The sequence below is a fragment of the Bacteroides sp. ET71 genome (genome assembly GCF_023336905.1).
Lineage (GTDB): Bacteria > Bacteroidota > Bacteroidia > Bacteroidales > Bacteroidaceae > Bacteroides.
In genome coordinates this window covers 1-23,699 of the sequence record NZ_JAMBLS010000032.1, presented here as the reverse complement: position 1 = coordinate 23,699, position 23,699 = coordinate 1, and the positions used below count along the sequence as shown (strand labels likewise).

Annotated in this window: 21 protein-coding genes; 15 read left to right on the top strand and 6 right to left on the bottom strand. The window is 46.6% G+C overall.

Features of this window, described 5'->3' with window-relative positions:
* Positions 1-93 precede the first annotated feature (93 nt).
* The 5 genes from M3090_RS13055 (at position 94) to M3090_RS13035 (ending at position 4,373) form a co-directional block, all read left to right on the top strand.
* Positions 94-579, top strand: a complete 486-nt coding sequence (locus M3090_RS13055; protein WP_249056976.1) for an RNA polymerase sigma factor — start codon at positions 94-96, stop codon at positions 577-579.
* 2 nt (positions 580-581) lie between these two features.
* Positions 582-1,211: a hypothetical protein gene (locus M3090_RS13050; RefSeq protein WP_249056974.1), complete on the top strand. Its 630-nt coding sequence runs from the start codon at positions 582-584 to the stop codon at positions 1,209-1,211.
* Entirely contained in the window at positions 1,199-2,368 is a 1,170-nt protein-coding gene (locus M3090_RS13045; RefSeq protein WP_249056972.1) for a metallophosphoesterase, read from the top strand. The genes M3090_RS13050 and M3090_RS13045 overlap by 13 nt, the downstream gene beginning before the upstream one ends.
* 66 nt (positions 2,369-2,434) lie before the next feature.
* Entirely contained in the window at positions 2,435-3,151 is a 717-nt protein-coding gene (locus tag M3090_RS13040; RefSeq protein ID WP_249056970.1) for a lysophospholipid acyltransferase family protein, read from the top strand.
* Positions 3,152-3,164: 13 nt separating this feature from the next.
* Positions 3,165-4,373 carry a CobW family GTP-binding protein gene (locus M3090_RS13035; RefSeq protein ID WP_249056968.1) on the top strand — a complete coding sequence of 403 codons (1,209 nt, stop codon included), beginning with the start codon at positions 3,165-3,167 and terminating at the stop codon, positions 4,371-4,373.
* Between the two features lie 65 nt (positions 4,374-4,438).
* Here the strand turns inward: M3090_RS13035 and M3090_RS13030 are convergent, their stop codons facing one another.
* Positions 4,439-5,185, bottom strand: a complete 747-nt coding sequence (locus M3090_RS13030) for a DUF4369 domain-containing protein (RefSeq protein ID WP_249056965.1) — start codon at positions 5,183-5,185, stop codon at positions 4,439-4,441.
* A gap of 288 nt (positions 5,186-5,473) precedes the next feature.
* On the opposite strand from M3090_RS13030, the gene M3090_RS13025 reads away from it, so the two are divergent.
* The 3 genes from M3090_RS13025 (at position 5,474) to M3090_RS13015 (ending at position 10,583) form a co-directional block, all read left to right on the top strand.
* Positions 5,474-7,633: a S46 family peptidase gene (locus tag M3090_RS13025; RefSeq protein ID WP_249056962.1), complete on the top strand. Its 2,160-nt coding sequence runs from the start codon at positions 5,474-5,476 to the stop codon at positions 7,631-7,633.
* 366 nt (positions 7,634-7,999) lie between these two features.
* Positions 8,000-10,162: a S46 family peptidase gene (locus M3090_RS13020; RefSeq protein WP_249056960.1), complete on the top strand. Its 2,163-nt coding sequence runs from the start codon at positions 8,000-8,002 to the stop codon at positions 10,160-10,162.
* 7 nt (positions 10,163-10,169) lie between these two features.
* The gene (locus M3090_RS13015) at positions 10,170-10,583 is read left to right on the top strand and encodes a thioredoxin domain-containing protein (protein ID WP_249056958.1); all 414 of its coding nucleotides are present in this window, start codon (positions 10,170-10,172) and stop codon (positions 10,581-10,583) included.
* Here M3090_RS13015 and M3090_RS13010 read toward each other — a convergent pair.
* From M3090_RS13010 to M3090_RS13000, 3 genes are read right to left on the bottom strand one after another with little or no spacing between them, the layout of a single operon-like run.
* Positions 10,575-11,432 carry a histidinol-phosphatase gene (locus M3090_RS13010; RefSeq protein WP_249056957.1) on the bottom strand — a complete coding sequence of 286 codons (858 nt, stop codon included), beginning with the start codon at positions 11,430-11,432 and terminating at the stop codon, positions 10,575-10,577. The two genes, M3090_RS13015 and M3090_RS13010, sit on opposite strands and share 9 nt — an antisense overlap.
* Positions 11,429-13,237, bottom strand: a complete 1,809-nt coding sequence (locus M3090_RS13005) for an ABC-F family ATP-binding cassette domain-containing protein (RefSeq protein ID WP_249056955.1) — start codon at positions 13,235-13,237, stop codon at positions 11,429-11,431. Before M3090_RS13005 ends, M3090_RS13010 begins: the two co-directional genes overlap by 4 nt.
* 24 nt (positions 13,238-13,261) lie before the next feature.
* On the bottom strand, positions 13,262-14,083 hold the full coding sequence (locus M3090_RS13000; RefSeq protein ID WP_249056988.1) for a DUF3805 domain-containing protein: 822 nt from the start codon (positions 14,081-14,083) through the stop codon (positions 13,262-13,264).
* A gap of 357 nt (positions 14,084-14,440) precedes the next feature.
* On the opposite strand from M3090_RS13000, the gene M3090_RS12995 reads away from it, so the two are divergent.
* A complete protein-coding gene (locus M3090_RS12995; RefSeq protein WP_249056952.1) occupies positions 14,441-15,130 on the top strand; it encodes a response regulator transcription factor in 690 nt (229 codons plus the stop codon).
* Positions 15,105-16,886 (top strand): sensor histidine kinase, encoded by a 1,782-nt coding sequence (locus tag M3090_RS12990; protein WP_249056950.1) that lies wholly within the window; start codon positions 15,105-15,107, stop codon positions 16,884-16,886. Before M3090_RS12995 ends, M3090_RS12990 begins: the two co-directional genes overlap by 26 nt.
* Before the next feature lie 311 nt (positions 16,887-17,197).
* Here M3090_RS12990 and M3090_RS12985 read toward each other — a convergent pair whose 3' ends face one another.
* On the bottom strand, positions 17,198-17,680 hold the full coding sequence (locus tag M3090_RS12985) for a ferritin (protein WP_249056948.1): 483 nt from the start codon (positions 17,678-17,680) through the stop codon (positions 17,198-17,200).
* A gap of 203 nt (positions 17,681-17,883) precedes the next feature.
* On the opposite strand from M3090_RS12985, the gene M3090_RS12980 reads away from it, so the two are divergent.
* From M3090_RS12980 to M3090_RS12960, 5 genes are all read left to right on the top strand, one after another.
* Positions 17,884-18,882, top strand: coding sequence for a DUF4468 domain-containing protein (locus M3090_RS12980; protein WP_410553259.1), 999 nt, complete (start codon positions 17,884-17,886; stop codon positions 18,880-18,882).
* A gap of 48 nt (positions 18,883-18,930) precedes the next feature.
* Positions 18,931-19,119, top strand: a complete 189-nt coding sequence (locus M3090_RS12975; RefSeq protein ID WP_249056945.1) for a hypothetical protein — start codon at positions 18,931-18,933, stop codon at positions 19,117-19,119.
* 206 nt (positions 19,120-19,325) lie between these two features.
* Complete coding sequence (locus tag M3090_RS12970) at positions 19,326-20,093, top strand: glycerophosphodiester phosphodiesterase family protein (protein ID WP_249056943.1); 768 nt, start codon at positions 19,326-19,328, stop codon at positions 20,091-20,093.
* Positions 20,094-20,356: 263 nt separating this feature from the next.
* On the top strand, positions 20,357-21,181 hold the full coding sequence (dapF, locus tag M3090_RS12965; RefSeq protein WP_249056941.1) for a diaminopimelate epimerase: 825 nt from the start codon (positions 20,357-20,359) through the stop codon (positions 21,179-21,181).
* A gap of 317 nt (positions 21,182-21,498) precedes the next feature.
* Positions 21,499-22,728: an LL-diaminopimelate aminotransferase gene (locus M3090_RS12960; protein WP_249056939.1), complete on the top strand. Its 1,230-nt coding sequence runs from the start codon at positions 21,499-21,501 to the stop codon at positions 22,726-22,728.
* A 3-nt stretch (positions 22,729-22,731) separates the two neighbouring features.
* Here the strand turns inward: M3090_RS12960 and M3090_RS12955 are convergent.
* Positions 22,732-23,699: hypothetical protein (locus M3090_RS12955; RefSeq protein WP_249056937.1), on the bottom strand; the 968-nt coding region annotated here is incomplete at its 5' end.

Genomic DNA, 23,699 nt, shown 5'->3' with positions numbered 1-23,699 from the left:
ATTATTTTTGCACAGGCTTGTGATTTATCAACACTCCGGGCGACTTATACAGTAAAAATAACCCATAGGGAACAGGAATTCTTTAACAAGAAGATGGAAAACATAGAGCAAGAGTTTATAGCCACGATACGGACCTATGAGCGCGTCATCTACAAGGTGTGCTATATGTACGCCACAACCGACACACCCCTGAATGACTTATACCAAGAGGTCGTGCTCAACTTGTGGAAAGCGTTTGGCAAGTTCAGGCATGAATGTAAAATATCCACCTGGATATACCGCATCGCGCTGAACACTTGCATCAGCTTTATCAGGAAAGGGAAGAACACACCCGAAATCGTCACCCTGACACCGGCTTTTGACCGGACGGAGGATGACGACGAAACGGAAACCATGCTACGGCAGCTCTACCAGATGATAAACCGTCTCGGACAACTCGAGAAATCCATCATTCTGCTCTACCTGGAAGACAAAAGCTACGAAGAGATAGCCGAAATCACCGGTCTGACAGTAACCAACGTAGCCACCAAACTGAGCCGTATCAAAGACAAACTGAGGAAAATGAGAAAGGAGGACTAAACATGGAACTAGATGAACTGAAAAAATCATGGAATGTGGTAGATACACAATTGGACAAAAAGGCATTAGTAGATGAACAAGAAATGGCCAAGCTAATCTCTAGCGGGAAAGCCAATACACAAAAACAACTGGGGCATCTCAGCCTCATACAGCGCATCTCACTATGCGTGGGGGGAGGACTGCTACTCCTGCTCATACCGGCATGGATATGGGCACCGGATTTCATGGAATCCCAAAGCCACCTCACGCGGAAAGTCATCATCCTACTGACATTCCTGGCCATCAGCCTGATTGCCGGATTGCTCTGGGACTGGAAAACATTCCAGCACCTCAAATCCATACGCATTGACGAAATGAGCATCGTAGAGGTAAGCCGGCGCATGAACATATTCCAACGCCACATGCGTTACGAGACTATCGCCGCCGGCATATGGATAGTTCTCTTCAACGCACTCTACTTCTGGGTCATGGGCTATCATCAGGCTCCCCCCAGCACGCAAGCATTAGTCATCGCCCTCCTATTAGCGGCAGACATACTTATTATTTACATCCTTTACAAAAAGGTCATGTACAAATACATCAATGACATCCGCAAAAACATTGAAGAGTTAAAAGACATATGCACCGAATAACCCTGCTCCTGCTCATTGTTCTGCTAATCCCAGACTTGTACATTTACTTCACCTACATCATCCGGAAGGTCAAAAATGCCCTGCTGCGTTTTTCCTACTGGATTCCGACTCTGCTGTTGGGACTTCTTTACATATACTTCATGTTTCTTACGGGTGACAATGCCCTGTCCCACCACCCTCTCGGCATCGGACGACTGGCCATTGCCATCATGCTGTTTGCCGTCCCCAAACTGCTTTTCATGCTGGTTTCCGCAACAGGCAATCTGCTGCATTTTCTCATCCATCCATGCCCACGCCGTCCGTTCACCACACTCGGCATAATCCTCGCCATTATCAGTTTCGGATGCATTGCCTACGGTTCATTCATCGGTACTACACGTTTCGATGTAAAAGAAGTAGAATATGCCTCACAAACTCTACCTGCCGGTTTCGACGGCTATCGTATCGTACAGCTCTCAGATATTCATATCGGAAGCTGGCAAGGACATCCGGAATCGGTGCAAGAACTCGTCGACTTATCCAACAGCCAGCAACCAGATTTAATAGTCTTTACCGGAGATCTGGTAAACCAACGCAGTGATGAGCTAAACTCTTTCCTGAATATTCTTTCACAACTTCAAGCACCAGACGGCGTCTATTCCATTTTGGGCAATCACGACTATGGAACCTATTATCATTGGAAGAGTCCCCAAGAAGAGAAAGCGAACCTACAGAATCTTATCAGACAAGAAAAGGACATGGGTTGGAAAATGCTGAACAACGACCATGCAATCATCCATCACAACGGCGACAGTATCGCATTGATTGGTGTAGAGAATGACGGTGAACCTCCTTTCTCTCAATACGCCGACCTGCCACGCGCTTTACAGGGAACGAACGGCATGTTTAAGATTCTGCTCAGCCACAACCCTACCCATTGGCGCCGCGAAGTACTTTCCACTTCAGACATAGACCTGATGCTGGCAGGACACACGCATGCCATGCAAGGTATTCTGTTCGGACACTCACTGGCAGAACTTAAATATCCAGAATGGAAAGGCATGTATTGGGAAGGTAAACGTGCACTCTATGTCAACATTGGCATCGGATACGTAGGCCTACCCTTCCGCTTCGGAGCATGGCCAGAAATCACAGTGATTACATTAAAAAAGGAATAATGCCCTTTACTCTCCTCTACTCTATGAAATAAATATGTATCTTTGCCGCAACAAAAGAAGAGCTTTATGAAGATACTCTACAGAATCTATCAATTATGTATTGTCCTGCCCATTTTCCTGGTGCTGACTTTGCTAACTGCCCTCACCACAATTATCGGTTCCCTGATAGGAGGGGCTCACGTATGGGGATATTATCCCGGTAAAATATGGTCACAACTGACTTGTTACCTGCTGCTACTTCCCGTACAGGTAAAGGGACGAGAGAAGCTGGATAAGTGTACCTCATATGTTTTTGCTCCTAATCATCAAGGAGCCTTCGACATTTTCCTTATTTATGGTTTCTTGGGACGCAATTTCAAATGGATGATGAAAAAGAGTCTGAGAAAAATTCCATTTGTGGGTAAAGCCTGCGAAAGTGCCGGCCATATCTTTGTAGACCGCACCAATCCTAAAGGAATGTTGACCACTATCCGCCAAGCAGAACGCTCACTGACAAATGGAGTATCTTTAGTAGTCTTTCCCGAAGGTTCTCGTACAAAAGATGGGCATTTGGGTTCTTTTAAAAGAGGTGCTTTCCAATTGGCAGACGATTTACAACTGCCTGTGGTACCAGTCACCATTAATGGCTCATTCGATGTACTGCCACGAAACGCCAAATGGGTACGCCGTCACCGATTAACGCTAATCATCCACCAACCCATTCCGTCTCACGGTAAAGGACCTGAAAACGTAAAAATACTGATGGATGAAACTTACAAAGCTATTGCCAGTGGATTGAATTAAAAACAAAATTCTTATGAAGAATGAAAAAGAAATTCCTGTACTGCTTTTGACTGGTTATCTGGGCAGCGGAAAAACCACTTTAGTCAACCACATCTTATCCAACGAACGTGGCATTAAATTTGCTGTCATTGTCAACGATATAGGTGAGGTAAACATAGATGCAGACCTTATTCAACAGGGAGGTATCGTTGGTAAAAAGGATGATAGTTTGGTAGCGCTGCAAAATGGTTGCATCTGCTGCACGCTGAAAGCTGACCTTATCCAGCAAGTCTTCGAGCTAATGAAAATGCAACGCTTTGACTACATAGTCATCGAAGCCAGCGGTATTTGTGAGCCAGAACCTATTGCCCAGACTCTTTGTTCTATTCCTCAACTGGGTGGAGCTTATACCAAATATGGTAAATGCCGTCTGGATTGTGTGGTCACTGTAGTAGATGCTTTACGCCTGCAGGACGAATTTGCTTGTGGCAATACTCTCACACGTCCCAACATCGACGAAGAAGACATCGAAAATCTTATCATCCAGCAAATAGAATTTTGCAACATCATTCTGTTAAACAAAGCTTCGGAAGTGAAGCCTGAAGAGCGGACGCGTATTAAGCAAATTATACGCACCTTACAACCGGCAGCCCAAATCATTGAGTGTGATTATGCCAAAGTAGATTTGGACAAAATTATCGGCACGCACCTCTTTGACTTCGAACGTGTCGCAACTTCTGCCGGATGGGTACGCGAAATTGAGCGCCAAGCCACTGCCGAAGAAGAACGCGAAGCCAAAGCTCTTATCCACCACCATCACCACCATGAAGAAGAAGGGGAACACCATCACCACCATGCGGAAGGCGGTGAAGTGGAAGAATATGGCATAGAAACGTTTGTCTACTACCGGCGTCCGGCTTTCGACATCCATAAGTTTGATTATTTCGTGGCGACCCAATGGCCTAAAAACGTCATCCGCACCAAAGGAGTCTGCTACTTCAGCCACAACCGTGATATGTCTTTCTTGTTTGAACAAGCCGGCAGGCAAAAACAAATTAAAGAAGCCGGCCTATGGTATGCTACTGCCTCTGAAGAAGACTTGATTGAGTTGATGCGCCAAGAACCCGGATTGTTGCGCGACTGGGACGAAAAATACGGTGACCGTATGATTAAGTTGGTGTTTATCGGGCAGCATTTAGACAAAGCAGCTTTGACGAAGGCGTTGGATGACTGTTTAGAATAATTGCTTATTATAAGAAAAGGCCGGGGCAGCATAATTCTGTCCCGGCCTTTTCTATTTTAATCTTATCAATGACTGTTTACAGCCATATTCTCTTGCAAACGTTTGTGTTCCTCCATCAGCTTCATATTCTCCTTGGCTTTGGAAAGGAAATCTTTCACCAGCGGATTGTCTTTGAAAGACATGGGAGCTGTCCGCATGATGTCTTCCACCTGTTCTGTCATCATCGGATAGGGCAATGTAGTACACATCATCATGAACACACTGGGACCTAAGACATTCTCGTAATTATCGGTAATGAAACGGTGGGTATAGTCGTCCATTTCTTTCAATTTCTTGTCCACTTGTTGCTTCAAGTCGTCATGTATCTCATCTATGTCCGCACCATCCAGTACCATTTGGGCTTCTTTGCGTTCCAGTTCTTCGATGGAGCGCTCCAAATCGTTCCGTTGTTCGATAAAGCCATAAAGCCGGTCATTGAGGGGAGTTCCTTTGGCCACCAAACTGCCTGGCGCAATGGATACAAAGACTTTGCCATCTTCCAGCACCAAGGGCATCAGCGCGTCATTGTTCATATAAAGAGTAACCATACGTACTGAATCGACCGGCCCTTTCATCTTGAAACTTCCGTGAATAACTTCGGCAGAATCGATTGGCACCCAAACGCCGTCCTGGAGCATTTTCAGATAAAGGACTTTACCATCCAAGCTTATGATGGATGAAGTGCCTTCCACCCGATATTTGCGGCTACACGAAGAGAAAAGCACGGTCAACAGCAGCAGAGGTAATAGCACATTCACACCTATTTTGTTCATATTGCAGCACATGATGATTGGTTTAGTCGGGGCAAAGGTATTAATATTCCTTATAAACGGGCAGGAAAGAAAGGTATTTTCAGGTGGTTTACGTATTTTTGCACAATCAAAAAAACAGGCAAGGCCCCGTGTACCAGAAACGACGAGCGTCGCTAACCGAAAACAACGGGCGCGGCTCTTTGCCGACAGAGAGCCGCGCCTCCTGCTGACGAAGGATGGCTCTTCCGGACAACGGAGAAGCGTGCTCCCAATGAACAGACATTCATTTTAAAACATAAAAGAGCATTTATGAACGTAAAGAAGTACCTCGTGGCGGCGTTTGCCGCTCTGACAGCCTGGTCGGCACAAGCCGACGAAGGCATGTGGCTGCTCCAACTGATGAAGCAGCAAAACTCCATTGACATGATGAAGAAACAAGGTCTGAAGCTGGAAGCCGATGACCTGTACACCCCTAACGGCGTGTCGCTGAAAGACGCCGTTGGCATCTTTGGCGGTGGATGCACGGGCGAAATCATTTCCCCCGAAGGACTTATACTCACCAACCATCACTGCGGATATGCTTCCATACAACAACATAGCAGCGTAGAACACGACTATCTGACAGACGGATTCTGGGCCATGAGCCGTGCCGAAGAGCTGCCTACTCCGGGGCTGAAATTCCGCTTCGTCCATCGCATCGTCGACATCACAGACCTGGTAAACAGCAAAGTGAAATCCGGTGAAGTAGACGAATACACCGCCATGACCTCCCCCTTCTTACGCAATCTGGCCCAGGAAGAATTGGCCAAAAGCGACCCGAACGGCAAACCGGGCATCGTGGCACAAGCCTTGCCCTTCTATGCCGGCAACAAGTACTACCTTATCTATTATAAAGTGTACAGCGACGTGCGCATGGTAGCTGCCCCCCCCTCGAGCGTAGGCAAATTCGGCGGTGAGACAGACAACTGGATGTGGCCCCGCCACACGGGCGACTTCTCCATCTTCCGCATCTATGCCGACAAGAACGGCGAACCCGCCGAATACAGCGCCGACAACGTTCCCCTGAAGACACCCAAATTCCTGCCCATCTCCATCAAAGGACTCGACGAAGGCGACTACGCCATGATTATGGGTTTCCCCGGCTCTACCGAACGCTACTTGACGCAGAGCGAAGTGCGCCAACGCATGACCGCCGTCAACCAAGCCATGATTGACATGCGTACCGTCTACCTGGACGTATTGAAGAAATACATGGCACAAAGCGACAAAACACGCATCCAATACGCCAACAAATTTGCTGGAAGCAGCAACTACTGGAAAAACTCCATCGGCATGAACAAGGCTATCGTAGACAACGACGTGCTGAATACCAAGGCCGGACAAGAGAAAAAATTCGCAACTTTCGCCCAAGGCAAACCTGAATACGAAGGCGTGGTAGAGAAAATCGATGCCCTGGTAGATGCCATGACCCCATCCTTACGCCAATTAGAATACCTCGGCGAAGGCCTCAGCCGCGCTATCGAGTTCGGTTGCCCCCCTGCCGTGATGGACAAGATAAAAGAAGCCTTGGAAAGCAAAAACGATTCTCTGCTAAACGCAGCCAAGGAACAACTGACAGAAGTATTCCAAGACATCTACAACAAAGACTACGACCCACAAGTAGACCGCGCCGTAGCCAAAGCCATCCTACCAGCCTTGGCCAAAGCCCTGAAGCCGGAAGAACTGCCCGCTTTCTACCAAACCATCCAAAAGGAATATAAGGGCGACTACTCGGCCTACGTGGACGACCTGTTCGACACATCCATCCTCGGGAGCCAAGAAAATTTCGACAAATTCATGAAGAAGCCAACAGTGAAAGCCATTGACAAAGACATGGCCACTGCCTACAGCCGCACCAAGCTGGCCAAGATGCAAGAAGCAGCCGCCAAACTAAACGAGCACGCCGACGAACTCAGTCTCTTGCACAAAGCCTACATCCGCGGCTTGAGCGAAATGAAGCTGCCCGTCCCCTCTTATCCCGATGCGAACTTCACCATACGTCTGACCTATGGCAACGTAAAATCATACAGCCCCAAAGATGGCGTACGCTACAAATATTTTACTACCACTGACGGCATCCTGGAAAAAGAAGATCCCACGAATCCGGAATTTGTAGTACCAGCCAAACTGAAAGAGCTGATTCAGAAAAAAGACTTTGGCCGCTATGCCATGGCCGATGGCACCATGCCCGTCTGCTTCCTGACCACCAACGACATCACGGGCGGCAACTCCGGCAGCCCCGTCATTGATGGCGAAGGACGCCTTATCGGCACAGCTTTCGACGGCAACTGGGAATCATTGAGCGGCGACATCAATTTCGACAGCAACCTGCAACGCTGCATTGCCCTCGACATCCGCTACATGCTCTTCATTCTCGACAAACTGGGTGGCTGTAAGCACTTGATTGACGAAATGACCATCATCGAATAATATAATCCGCATTTACCCCCTCACAGACTCAGGGGCGGACGGGACAGAAGACACTCCCCTGCCATCGTCCGCCCCTTTGCTTACTGTTACCTTTCCGTTATCCATTCGTTTCACCTTCGCTTCACCTCCGTTTCACCTTCGTTTCACCTTCGTTTCACCTTCGCTACTGGTCTTATTCCAGATAAGAGAATTGTAGGCTTTACATCAAATGGAAAAAGTCAGTAAAAAGCAGGAAAATAATATTCATTGGGGCTCTCCTTCATCGCGAGGTAATTTTTCGCTCTCCGTTTCTTTCTTTTGAAATAAAACTGTATATTTGCCGACAAACAACAAATCCATATTCACACTTAATACATTCATTTTCTTATGAAACAAATTCTATTTGCCATCCTGCTCTTCATAGCTTCCCCCCTTGCGAAAGCCGATGAAGGCATGTGGATGCTCACAGACCTGAAGACACAGAACGAAGCAGCAATGATGGCACTCGGATTGCAAATACCCGTCGAAACGATTTACAACACCGATTCACTCTGCCTTAAAGATGCCGTAGTGCAATTTGGAAAAGGATGTACCGGCGAAGTAATTTCCTCACAAGGTCTTGTACTGACTAACCATCACTGTGGATATGCATACATACAACAGCACAGTAACGTAAACAACGACTACTTGACCAAAGGATTCGTGGCCCGCACACAACGTGAAGAACTGCCTTGCCCGGGATTGAGCGTCACATTCATAGACCGCATCCTGGATATCACATCATACGTCCGCGAACAGTTGCAAAAAGAATCAGACCCGCAAGGGGTCAAATCTTTGTCTCCCAAATATCTACAAAAACTAGCCGAACAATTTGCCCTACAAGAAGGCATCGCCTTAGGACGCGGAGGCGATCTAGAATTAAAAGCTTTTTACGGTGGAAACCGCTATTACCTTTTCGTCAAGAAAATATACCGCGACATCCGGATGGTACTGGCCCCACCTTCCAGCATCGGCAAGTTCGGGGCAGATACTGACAACTGGATGTGGCCTCGACACACAGGAGATTTCTGCTTGTTCCGCATTTATGCCACTCCTACAGGAGAACCTGCAGATTACTCAACCGTCAACATGCCATTACGCCCCAAGAAACATTTACGCATCAGCCTCGAAGGATACTCAGAAGGAGACTTCGCATTTGTCATGGGATTCCCAGGAACAACCTATCGTTACATGATCAGTGATGAAGTCCGCGAACGGATGGAAACCACAAACTTCATGCGAATACACATCCGCGATGCACGCCAAAAATTGCTTATGAAAGAAATGCAAAGCAACGACGCCATACGCATACACTATGCATCCATCTATGCCCGCAGTGCCAACGCTTGGAAGAATGCTTTAGGCATGAATGAAGGACTTATTTCGCTGCATGTATTCGACACTAAACACGCACAAGAACAAGAACTGTTGCAATGGGAAGCTGCAAAAGGCGATACAACGTGTGCCGCAGCTTATCGTGCCATTGAAAATATAGTGGCTCAACGACACGATGCACGTTACCATCAACAATGCCTACAAGAAGCTTTCGTCACAGGCATGGAATTCATGCGTATCCCGTCGACCACAGCATTAGTCACCGCACTAAAAGACAAGAATAAGCGCCATATTCAACGTGCAACAGATAGTCTGCGCATTGCTGCAGAACGCTATTTCTCCAGCATACCTTTCGCTGATGTAGAACGGAAAGTAGCAAAAGAAATGATGCGGCAATATTGTAAATATATCCCGGTAGAACAGCGCATTGGCATATTCAAAGCCATAGAAAAACGTTTTAAAGGCAGTACAGACAACTTTATAGACGCTTGCTTCGAACATTCCATATTCGGTTCTAAAGCAAACTTTGACAAATTCATCGAAAAGCCGGCACTCTACAAAATAGAGAATGACTGGATGGTATTGTTTAAATATTCCATCACCGATGGATTACTGCAAACAGCCATAGCTATGATGGACACTAACCAAAATTATAACTATGCGCACGGCGTATGGGTAAAAGGCATGATGGACATGCGGCAAGCGAAAGGATTGCCGATATATCCCGACGCCAATTTAACCTTAAGATTAACTTATGGGCAAATCTTGCCATACAGTCCCAAAGACGGTGAGGTATATGAATATTATACTACTTTGCGTGGAGTAATGGAAAAAGAAGACCCTACGAACTGGGAGTTCGTCGTGCCAGACAAACTTAAAAAACTATATCTCTCAAAAGACTATGGGCCTTATGCCTTGCCCAACGGAGATATGCCAGTCTGTTTCATAGTCAATACTGACCAGACAGGGGGCAATAGCGGTAGCCCTGTCTTCAATGCACGTGGTGAACTGATTGGTACCGGATTTGACCGCAACTACGAAGGGCTGACGGGGGACATAGCTTTTCACCCAACTCTACAACGGGCATTGTGTGTAGACATACGCTACACTCTATTTATTATAGACAAATATGCAAATGCACAACATATCATTAAAGAACTTGACATTATAAAATAAACAAAGTATGAAACACAACATCCTGCTTATTGCTTTCACTTTGATTGGCTTAAGCCTATCTGCTCAGGAAGTAGTACAAATGGACAAAAGCCTTTTTCTGGAGAAAGTATATAACTACGAAGTAACCCCATCGCCCACATATAGAGGAGATAAACCCGCAGTCATCGACTTATATGCAGACTGGTGTGGTCCTTGCCGCCGCGTGGCCCCTATCCTACGAGAATTGGCTAAACAATATGCTGGGAAAGTAGACTTTTACAAGGTCAATGTAGATCAAGAAAAAGAATTGGCAACCTTTTTCCAAGTCAGCAGTATCCCATTGGTCATATTCATCCCCATGGAAGGAGAACCGAAAAGCATATTGGGGCTCTCCCCTCAAAGCGAATATGCGCAGCTTATTGAAGAATATCTACTAAAGTAGAACCGAAACAAATGGAGCGATAGGTACATCGCTCCATTTTCCGTTATGCAATTCAGCCACATGGGAAAAGCCTGCCCGCGATAAAGCTTGTAAGGCAGACGTCCGTCCTGACTCAATACGATCGGGATAATGTGCATCGCTATTCACCACTACCCGTGCCCCTAAAGCATGTAAGAAAGAGAAATAGTGCTTATCGGGATAGAACACGCCCAAATCGTCATAAGCTTTTGTGTTAATTTCTATAAAATAACCTTGTCTCACAGCCTCTGCAAGATGAGCCTGTACCATGTCGACGTACCATTGCTGCTCTACGATATGTGGAGAATACCATTCTGCATTATAATGAACTTTGTCGGCATGTCCCAATATTTGGAAGCCACCTAACTGTAACATCCGGTTTGCACGGTCGAAATATTGTTTCACCACAGCTTCTATGTCTCCTTGAAAGTGTTGCAAAACCATCTTGGCAAACTTAGGAGCCGGCAAGTCTCCGTCCACCACATTTCCTTTGGCATCGTACAATAAATGCACTGAACCGATGCGATAGTCCAAAGACAATGCTTGAAACCATTCTGATGCTGGGTTCCACTCATCATTCAGGTAATCTATCTCCAAGGCTGCATACAATTCGACTGCTCCTTCATAACGTCGTTTCAAACGGTTCAACTCAGCCAAATAATCATCCATACGATCCCATTCCATGGTCCATGCTGTGGGGAAAGGCAAAGGAGCATGGCTGGAAAAACCGTAAGCAGAAAAACCTTTCGCACGTGCCCAACGGGCAAATGTTGCCATATCGGCCCTGCCGTCGCAGTACGTACAATGACTATGGTAATTGGTCTGATTCATAAGCCCTCCACTTCACTAAGTTCCATCCATCTCATTGTTTTGTCTTCTATCTCTTGAGACAAAAGCGGCAATCGTTTAGACTTCTCTGTCAGCTCGGCCACCGAAAGGGTGCCACTGCAAAGTTCTTGCTCCAATTGTTTTTTTTCCTGTTCCATAATCTCTATCTCCTGTTCGAGCGATTCCAATTCTCTACGTTCTTTGTAGGAAAGTTTCCGCTTCTGGTTTTCTGGACGCCGCCGTTCAGGTTCTTTCTTCGCCTTAAGGGTTTGCTTCTGCTCCTCACGCATGTTGCGGTCACGGGCATCTCGCCATGCCCGATACTGAGTATAGTTTCCCGGAAAGTCCCGAATGTCTCCTTGTCCGTTAAAGACAAGAAGATGGTCTACAACTTTATCCATAAAGTAGCGGTCGTGACTGACCACAATGACACAGCCTCGGAACCCTTGCAGGTATTCTTCCAGGATGTTGAGAGTCATGATGTCCAGGTCGTTGGTAGGTTCGTCCAAGACCAGGAAATTGGGGTTGCGCATCAGGACTGTACAGAGATAGAGACGCCGGCGCTCGCCACCACTTAGTTTGTAGACATAGCTGTATTGCTGCTCGGGACTGAAAAGGAAGTGTTGCAGGAACTGCGAAGCGGTCAATTTTTGGCCATTTCCCAAATCGATGACTTCCGCTATGTCCCGCACCACGTCTATCACTTTCATCTGCTCGTCAAACTGCAAGCCTTCTTGCGAATAATAACCGAAACGGACCGTCTCCCCCACATCCACCTGGCCGCTGTCGGGTTGTTCCAACCCCATCAGTATCTTGATGAAGGTCGATTTTCCGGCACCATTATTGCCTACGATGCCGACTTTCTCGTAGCGGGCAAAGATGTAGTTGAAGTCTTGCAATATGCACGTATCTCCAAATGCTTTACAGAGATGATGGGCTTCGAAAATCTTGTTGCCGATGTATCCGGCCTGTACATCCAGGCGTACCCCACTGTCATTAAAGCGTTGCTTGGCCACTTTCTCCAGTTCATAGAAAGCTTCTTCACGATAACGTGCTTTGTGCCCACGCGCCTGGGGCATGCGACGCATCCATTCCAGCTCGGTGCGATACAGGTTGTTAGCACGAGCCACCTCGGCTGCTTTCGCATCCAGACGTTCTTGCCTTTTACTCAGGTAATAGCTGTAATTGCCTTTGTAACGGTAAATGCTCCGATTGTCGATTTCTATGATTTCCGAGCATACGCGGTCGAGGAAGTAGCGGTCATGTGTCACCATCAGCAGAGTCAGCGACGTGCGACGCAGGTAATCTTCCAGCCATTCCACCATATCAAGATCCAGATGGTTGGTCGGTTCGTCCAGAATAAGCAAGTCTGGTTCCATGAGCAAGGCGTTTGCCAAGGCCACCCGTTTGAGTTGTCCGCCCGACAATTGATTGATGGGCTGGTTCAAATCGTAGATATGCAACTGTGTAAGCACTTGTTTGGCTTCCAGCTCATAATCTGCCACGCGGTGGTGTACGATACCGGCCCGATTGGCATGATAATGGCAGGCTTCCAGCACTGTCATGCCTGCCGGATAATGGGGGCTCTGTTCCAGATAACCCACCTTGACGTCTTTACGGAAAGTGATGGTACCGCTGTCGTAAGCCTCGTGTCCGGCCAGGATATTCAGCAAGGTAGATTTCCCACTGCCGTTTTTGGCAATGAGCCCTACCCGCTGCCCTTCGGACAAGCCAAAAGAAATGTTCTCATACAATACTAAGTCACCGAAAGATTTGGTGAGATTCTCAACTTGCAATATCGGGGTCACGTTCGTCTTTTTTTCAAATGAATATTAATGTTCCAACTGATGCCAGGCATCTTCATAGATGGCAGCCAAATGAATCTCTTCTTGGACTCGGACTTTGCTCCATACCAACTTCATAGGGTCAATCACCACGCCGGTGTCCACTTGCAACAATACGGGAGCCTCGCGGTTGCCATCCACCAATGTGCGCCATTCCATGCCGTCCACCTCATTGGCCAGGATAACGCATAAGACAATGCCGATGGAGAGCCAGGCATCCCGCTTCTTCGGTGCGAAAAGAGCTTTGTCTATCAACTGCTGCATCGAGTCAATGTCACTCTCCTCTCCCTGGAAATCTTTTTTCAACACATCTTTCACCTTGCCCGAGAGCCATTCATAGGCTTCGTTGATTCGGTATATCTCCAACAGGCGAACGGGTATTAATTCCGGCAGATACTTCACATTCGCATCGCGCACCTCCAACGAGCGGATAATGCGCTCCGCTTCGTCCACAGCTCCACCTTTCTTCACCGTAAACGAACATTCGAACGAAACGTCCTTCCGGCCAGTCACCCAAAAATGAGTCGTGTAAGCTTCGCCATCTTCTTCAAAATCTTCGGTACTGTAAGCACAAGGCAAGGTGCCGACCTGCACTTTCCGAGCCTGCGGATTCTCCTTCAATTCACGGAAAAGACATTCGTCCGCATAAGCCCCTTCGCCACGGTAGGCCGATATACGGAAATTGCCTGTCCAAACATCAGGATTATAAAACAGAAAGGAATCTTCGCCATCCTCAAATTCACTCCATGCAGCCGGATAAGACAGGCTGAACCAGCCTCCCGGCGAAATATATCTTTTGTCTTTTTCCATCTTCATGCCCATAAGGTTTTAATCTGATAAAGCCGGATGCAAAGTTATTATTTTTTCCGAATAGCCCGCCCATTTCACCTGAAAAACAATCGAAAGAAAAGTATCCGTCCTCCTGTCGGCAACACACGCCACTCTTTCCGAACACAAGCCGTCTTCCTTCCGAACACGAGCCACGCCTCGTCCGAACACAAGCCACAGCGATTACAAGACCTCCCTCTTCCCGCATTTTGTAACACAAATGTAACCTCTGTTTCATCTTGACGTAACAAAAGTATCGCACTTTTGTCGTGCAAAAGAAATAACACTTACCTTTGCGTTGCAAAGAAGAGTCTCACACCATTTAATTTACATGCGACGATGAGCAATTATAAAATTTTAGTAGTAGACGACGAAGAAGATTTGTGCGAAATCTTGAAGTTCAATCTGGAAAACGAAGGATACGAAATCGATACCGCCAATTCGGCCGAAGAAGCTTTGAAAATGGACATCAGCAGCTACGACCTGCTGTTGCTGGATGTCATGATGGGAGAAATCTCGGGATTCAAAATGGCCAACATTCTGAAGAAAGACCGCAAAACCGCCAACATCCCCATCATCTTCATCACAGCCAAGGACACCGAAAACGACACCATCACCGGATTCAATCTGGGAGCCGACGACTACATCTCCAAGCCCTTCTCCCTGCGAGAAGTCACGGCCCGTGTCAAGGCAGTGTTGCGCCGCACCAAGCAAGAAGAAGTATCCGAAGTGCCCGAGCAACTGACCTACAAAACCCTGGTATTGGACATCGTGAAGAAAAAAGTCAGCATCGACGGCGAAGAGGCTCCATTGACCAAGAAAGAGTTCGAGATACTCCTGCTCCTACTGCAAAACAAAGGGCGCGTTTTCTCCCGCGAAGACATCCTGCACCGCATCTGGAGTGACGAAGTATATGTATTAGACCGTACCATTGACGTAAACATAACCCGCCTGCGCAAGAAAATAGGCGCATACGGCAAGTGCATTGTAACCCGCTTAGGATATGGATACTGCTTTGAAGCCGAATAAACACAGCCACCGCATCTCGTTCAGTTGGAAACTGTTCCTACTGGTCATCTCGCTGTTCATCGTATTTGCCCTGTGTTTCATTGCCTACCAATATCAGCGTGAAAAAGAATACAAAGTAGAACTACTGGACATGCAACTGCAGGACTACAACGAACGCTTGTACATGGAACTGCGAAACCAAAACGAAACTACATGGAAACAAGCCCTGGACAAGTACATCGCACGCTACGTCAACAAAGACTTGCGGATCACCATCATAGACCTGCAAGGCAAGGTGCTGTATGACAACTTTGGAGACAGCCTGCAAATGAAAAACCACATCGGGCGCCCAGAAATACAAAAAACACTGAAAGACGGCAAAGGATATGACGTGCGGCGCTTGTCGGAAACCATGGGAGTGCCCTACTTCTATTCCGCTACCCTCTACGACAAGTTCATTATACGCTCGGCCCTTCCCTACAACCTGAACCTCCTGAACCATCTTTCGGCCGACCCTCATTACATTTGGTTCACCATAACCATTACCCTGCTGTTGGCATTCTTCTTCTACCGTTTCACTGCTCGCTTGGGAAAAGCCATCAACCAATTACGCGAATTTGCCAAAAGAGCCGACAAGAACGAGCCCATCGACATGGACTCCGAATTTCCTCACAACGAATTAGGAGAAATATCCGAACATATCGTGAAAATCTACAAACGGCTAAGAGAAACCAAAGAAGCCTTATACATCGAGCGCGAAAAACTAATCACACATCTGCAAACCTCGCGTGAAGGCCTAGGAGTCTTTACCAAAGATAAAAAAGAAATACTGGTGAACAACCTGTTCACTCAGTACAGCAACCTCATCTCCGACTCCAACCTGGAAGAGACCGAAGACATCTTCACCATCAACGAGTTCAAGAGTATCACGGACTTTATAGACAAGATGCCCAAGCGCCCGTCTAACGAAGAAAAGCGCATGTCCATCAATATCAACAAAAACGGCCGGGTATTCATCGTCGAATGTATCATCTTCCAAGACCTCTGCTTTGAGATTTCCATCAACGACGTCAGCCAGGAAGAAGAACAAATACGCCTGAAAAGACAATTGACGCAGAACATCGCCCACGAGCTAAAAACGCCAGTAAGCAGCATACAAGGCTATCTGGAAACCATTGTGAGCAACGAAAATCTGCCACACGAAAAAATGATGCTCTTCCTCGAACGCTGTTATGCCCAAAGCAACCGCCTGACCCGCTTACTGCGTGACATCTCAGTATTGACACGCATGGACGAAGCAGCCAACATGATAGATATGGAAAAGGTAGACATCAGTGTACTGGTAGCCAATATCGTAAACGAGGTATCGCTGGAACTGGAAGAAAAGCATATTACCGTAGTCAATTCGCTGCGCCCCAAAATCCAGCTAAGAGGAAACTATTCACTGCTATACTCCATCTTCCGCAACTTGATGGACAATGCCATAGCCTATGCAGGTACATACATCCGCATCAACATTTCATGCTTCCGCGAAGACGAAAACTATTACTATTTCAGTTTCGCAGATACGGGCGTAGGCGTAGCCCCCGAACACCTGAACCGGTTGTTCGAGCGTTTCTACCGCATTGACAAGGGCCGTTCACGCAAGTTGGGCGGCACAGGTCTCGGACTGGCCATCGTTAAAAACGCTGTGCTCATCCACGGCGGTACCATCTCGGCCAAAAACAATCAAGGCGGCGGGCTGGAATTTGTATTCACCCTAGCAAAAGAAAAGTAAGGAACATCTCAGTAACCTGCCCATCCTAACTTGCCGATGCCTCAGCATATACCTTCATTGCCCGTAGCTGCCGACACCGCTTAAACGCCAACTTAACACATCTAATAAGAAGACAGTGGTGTACAAGCCATGCAAAGAATGGCACAACGGGGCATATGCTGAGACAGCAACGAATTATGGGGGAAAGTGAAAAAGGGACACACAAATAAAATAAAAGCCCCAGCTCCACAAAGAGCCAGGGCTTTACAATTTCAATAAAGAGAGCGGTTCAGTACGCCAATGTCCTTTCAGGTGAAAGGAAAAGCCGGATGTCACTTACGCGCACCCAACTTATCGTCGATGTAATACATCCCGGCTGCACCGGCTTTCTTCAATACCTCAACGATGCCAGAAGCAGTAGCTTCTTCCTCTACTTGCTCGCGGACAAATCCCCACAAGAAATCCTGCGTGGCCTTATCACGTTCAGCAGAAGCGATGTCGGTCAAATCGTCAATCATCTTAGACACACGGCACTCATGTTCATAAACCTGTTGGAAAACCTCCAACGGAGTACCAAACTCATTAGGCACCACATCTACCTTGTCAACCATGGCCGTACCACCACGCTTAATCAAATAAGAAGCCATTTGACAAGCATGATCATTTTCCTCGGCAGATTGTTTCCTCAGCCAAGATGCCATACCACTGAATCCTTCTTTTTCCATATAGAAGGACATTGAAAGATAAAGATTGGCCGACCACAATTCAGCCGTGATCTGGTCATTGATTGCTTTCTGTAATTTCTCTGTGATCATAAATCTATCAGTTTTAATTGATGACGCTGCAAAAGTAACGAGATTAAGCAGAGATTGTTCTCTCTATAACATTTTTTAATTCTATCTACATTTCCAAAAGGCGAGCGGCATTGTTTTACCAAAAAATAACAAGAGCAATGTAAGCTTTATGAAGCTATTTTCGTAATATTGCAGCTTATTAATCAAAAAACATAGAATTACATATGGTAAACAATCTAACAAAAATGGCAGCGGGCTTGATATGTCTTTTCATTAGTCTGACTGCAATGGCTCAAGAACAGAACGATACCCGTTACTTGGAAGGGGCAGTCCCTTTAGTAAACGGTAAAGTAATTTTTAGCCATGAGTACTCCCTCAAAGGAATGTCGCAAGATGAAATTTATGACAGTGTACTGGCATGGATGGAGCAAAGGCTGAAAAAGAACGAAAACAACAGCCGCATATTATACACCAATAAAGAAAAAGGACAAATTATAGGCATCGGAGAAGAGTGGATTGTCTTCAAGAAAAGTGCCCTATCATTAGATCGGACATTCATCACTTATCAACTGACCGTAACCTGCCAACCTAATGTTTGTAATTTCAGTATCGAGAAAATTCGATATGAATATCGCGAAGGCGAAGAAAAATATACAGCAGAAGATTGGATTACAGACAAGTATGCCCTAAACAAATCGAAAACCAAACTAGTACGAGGATTGGCCAAATGGCGGCGGAAAACCATAGATTTCGTAGACACATATTTCAATCAACTAGGAGAAGTTTTAAGTCCGGAATCCGTACAAACAGTTCAACAAGCACTGCCGTCAACCACTGCATCTGAACAAAAAACAGTTCCACAACAAACGACACAACATGAACTGAAGCCAGAAGAATTAACTACCGACATGATACCCGTAGGCACTGGGAAATTAGTAATCGTCATTGGAACAGATCTTTTCAATCAGACCATAATGACTGCCAATTCAGGCGGCTCACTGGGAGAGGTAGACGGGAAGGCAGTAATCTTTACCATACTCTCACCCGAACAACCTCATACAGCACTGGATAAAGCCTCAGAATACAATGTACGTTTCTATCCCAATGGTGCCACACAACCAAGCATAGAACTGCAATGCCGTAAAATGCCTTCACCAGAAGTACCAGAAGGAATGCCACGGACGTATGTAGGAGAAATTGTAAAAGCAATCGCCTTTCAATAGTCCAGCAACAAAAACATTTCTTATTTCAGAATTTAAATCATCCAAACAGTGAGCATTGAAGAAGCAATGATGGGAGGGATTGTTTTTCGTGGTAAGAAAGAACGTCCTAAAGAAGAGCCCAAAGTCAAAACAAAAGCCAAAAAGAAAACTTATATCACCGGCTTGCATGGATCGGGGGCAGCAAAAATGAAAGCAGAAATCCGACGCAGACGAGCCAATAGGAACAAAAAGAGTTGAATTGGCAATAAGTTAAGAATAAGGCCTCCCGCTGCAACAATTACATCGTTGAACGGGAGGTCTTTTTGCATCATAATAAATAAAGTAATCTGAAAATAAACCCCAAGAGACCTTCCTTCTGAAAATTCACATAAATGTAATGCCTCGACATACGCCACATATCCTTGATAATCGTAATTTTGAAGCCGTAATATAAAATCAACAACATGAAATTAAAAAACATTCTATCGGTATTCGCCCTGATGCTGGCTTCTTATGCCAATATACAGGCTCAACAAACTAAAGTTATCGCCCATCGTGGTTTCTGGAAGACATCTGGTTCTGCTCAAAATTCCATTACTGCATTAGTGAAGGCTGACTCAATCCATTGTTATGGTTCAGAATTTGATGTATGGATTACTACTGATGGACAGCTTGTGGTAAACCACGATGAGACATTCAAAGGAGTTACCATACAAGACGCAACTGCTGCTGTCTGTACTGCGGTCCGCTTAAACAATGGCGAGCAACTGCCTACTCTTGAACAATACCTCAGCAGGGGACAACAATTGACAACCCGTCTTATTCTTGAACTAAAACCGCACCGTACGCCGGAACAAGAGACGAAGGCCATTGAAGGCATTGTACGCATGATAAAAGACTTCAACCTGGAAAATCGTGTGGAATATATTTCTTTCTCCAAACATGCTACCAAAGAGTTCATCCGCTTGGCTCCCAAAGGCACACCGGTCTACTATTTATCAGGTGATGCCACGCCTCAAGAGCTGAAAAGCTGGGGATGTGCAGGTCCGGACTATCATTTCAGTGTTTTCCAAAAGAACCCCGAATGGATTGAGCAATGCCACAAACTTGGCATGAAAGTCAATGCATGGACTGTAAATGATGCCAAAAACATGCAATGGCTGATTGAGCACAAAGTTGATTTCATCACAACCAACGAACCCGTCCTCTTGCAGCAAGAACTGAAAATGTAAGAACGGACAGGTTAACAAAAACATTGACAACCGAAGGCGCTTCATTGAGAAACAGTGAAGCGCCTTTAATGTATCAAATCAATCAGAAAACGCACAAATGCACTTATAAATTAAAACAAAACAAAAGGATAATCCGCACAATCGTTATAAATCAAAAAAAATATAGAAAAAAGTTCCCTTCTTCATTCCCTTCTAAACAAAATGCCATACATTTGCACGACAATAGGTCAAAAAGACATAAATAAAGAATAAAATAGAGCATAATGTCCAATATTATTCATTTTACAAAGATGCATGGTGCGGGGAATGATTATATTTATGTCGATACCACGCGCTACCCCATTCATCATCCCGAGCTCTTGGCCAGGCGGTGGAGCCCTGCCCACACAGGCATTGGCAGCGACGGACTGGTACTTATCGGGGCATCAGATAAAGCAGACTTCCAAATGCGCATATTCAACGCAGATGGTTCAGAGGCCCGCATGTGCGGCAATGCCTCACGCTGCATCGGGAAATATGTCTATGAATACGGATTGACTACAAAGACCCACCTCACACTCGAAACGTTGTCGGGCATCAAGCAACTCCAATTACATATTCAAAATGGGAAAGTAAGTGCTGTCACTGTCGACATGGGTACACCTGCCACCGGAGTGCGGGATTTACGTGAACAACCTATCACTGCCGGAGGAAGGACATTTTACGCCACCAGTGTTTCCATGGGAAATCCGCATCTGGTCATCTTCACCAACGACATTAGCCAGATAGACTTGCCAACCATAGGCCCGTTATTGGAACATCACCCTTGGTTTCCGGAACGTACGAACGTAGAATTTGCCCAAGTATTGTCAGACGGCGACATCCGGATGCGTGTTTGGGAACGGGGCTCAGGCATTACCCAGGCTTGCGGCACCGGAGCTTGCGCCACTGCCGTGGCAGCCTGCCTTACCCAACGTGCCGGGCGCCATTCAAACATACACATGGACGGAGGATGCCTTCAAATCGAATGGGACACCACGACCGACCATGTATTAATGACCGGAGAAGCCACAAAAGTATTTGACGGGGAAATAGAAATTAAGGACTGAAACCGATGACCATAAAACAATATAATGTATCGCTCCAGATGAATAGCTGCACACAACCGGCCAAGATGGCCTTCCACTCCCGCACCATAGTCACTTCAAGGCCGGGATAAGGATAGCATCATCGTACATGATGCCTATCATCATCGTACATGATGCCTACCATCATCGTACATGATTCCTACCATCATCGTGCATGATGCCTAATCAACGCCGTACATGATGTTACATTCCTCCGGCAGCCTGGCAACATCAAAGCACCGGAAAGACAGCGGCTTTATACTGATGAATATTCATGAATCTAAAAAACGACATATAACATGGCTTTAGTAAACGAACATTTTCTCAAATTGCGCGGCAGCTACCTGTTCTCAGAGATAGCCAAGAAAGTAAACGCCTTCCGGGCCACACATCCCAAACAAAACCTCATCAGCCTGGGAATCGGCGATGTCACACGCCCTTTGCCACCAGCCTGCATCGAAGCCATACACAAGGCAGCAGACGAAATGGCCAACAGCCGCACCTTCCATGGCTATGGCCCGGAACAAGGCTATGACTTCCTCATCGAAGCCATCATCAAAAACGACTATGCCCCGCACGGAATCCGCCTGACCCCTTCGGAAATCTTTATCAGCGACGGAGCGAAAAGCGATACTGGAAACATCGGCGAACTGCTACGCTGGGACAACAGCATGGCCATCACCGACCCGGTTTATCCGGTCTACGTAGACAGCAACATCATGTGCGGACGCTCCGGGATATTGGGGGAAGACGGGAAATGGAGCAACGTCACCTACTTGCCCTGCACCGCCGAAAACCATTTCGAACCGGCATTGCCCGACCACCGCGTAGACCTTATCTACCTCTGCTATCCCAACAACCCGACCGGCACGACATTGACGCATGAACAACTAAAGAAATGGGTCGACTACGCATTGGAAAACGATACACTTTTGATTTTCGATGCAGCATACGAAGCCTATATCCATGAAGAAAACGTGCCACACTCCATCTACGAAATACGAGGTGCCAAGAAAGTAGCCATCGAAATACGCAGCTACTCAAAGACGGCAGGTTTCACCGGCATGCGCTGTGGCTACACCATTGTGCCCAAAGAACTAACCGCCACCACACTGACAGGGGAACGCATTGCCCTTAACCCCTTATGGAACCGCCGGCAATGCACCAAGTTCAACGGGACCAGCTATATCACACAACGGGCGGCAGAAGCCATCTACACACCCGAAGGCAAACAACAGACAAGAGCCAACATTGAATATTACATGGACAATGCCCGGATGATGAAAAAAGGGCTTGAAGCCTCCGGACTTACTGTCTACGGAGGCATCAATGCCCCTTATCTATGGGTGAAAACGCCCGATGGCATAAGCTCTTGGAGATTCTTCAGCCAAATGCTTTATGAAGCCAATGTCGTAAGCACTCCGGGTGTTGGTTTTGGCCCCAGCGGTGAAGGATTTATCCGCCTCACAGCCTTTGGCAGCCACGAAGACAGCGAAGAAGGCATCAGGCGCATACAGCACAACCTGTAAGAATCATTTAAATTCCCGGACTGCCTTTTTCGGGTCGGCTATAACCTTGCCCCATTCATAATTGCGCAACAAAGCCAACAGCGTAGCAATAACAATAACGATGCGTGCTGCCCACAGCACAATAAGAATGGCAACAGCGATAAAGCCCAAACGCATGAAGGTGATTATCATTGAATCATCTTCTTTCGTTTTCGAGCCATCGCTCCAGGTAGTAATAGTAGTAGTCACCTTCAAACTGGCAGCCGCTCCAACCAAAGCACCAGCTATGGCAAACAGCACTTTCTTAGCCCCACTGGCCACCGCAGTCTCACGACGCCTCTTTGTAATCATGTACCCCTTAGGCCGACAAGCAAAGATATAAAGGGCAATCCAGATAAAGCACCAGATGCCTGCCCAACGGGTATCTGAAGCACGTGCTTTTGCCATATCCACCAGGTGTTCACGGTATCCTGCCACATCATACGCTTGCAGTTCCTCTAAGCGCTCCTCATTACTCTTCAAATATTCTTCGTAACGTTCACGTTTTTTTTGCGAAATAGTGTCACAGGCCAATGTATCCTGATATTGAGCGCTATTCTTTTGCAAATTGGCAATATATTCATCCAATTCCTGGCGCACTTGTTCGTCGCTCATCGCCTGACGTTGTTTCACTAAATCTTCGTCCCCCCCGACCGAGAACAAATAATAAACTCCCATTATCGCCACGCAGATAACGACCCACCACGCAAAGGTCCAATGACGTTGACGAGACCAATCCACCACACCACGAGTTTCATAAAGTGCTTCCATCAATTCACTGTCACTCGTATCTTCCACTGCTGCCTCTGCTTGCTTCAAAAGACGATCCATCTCCTCCGTTTCACGAGCTGTACGAGGATAAAAATCGGCTCCAGCCTGTCCATGATACCCTGCCACGTCCCATGCTTGAAATAATAATTCTTCGGCACGCGAATTTCGGGAATCATCAGTAT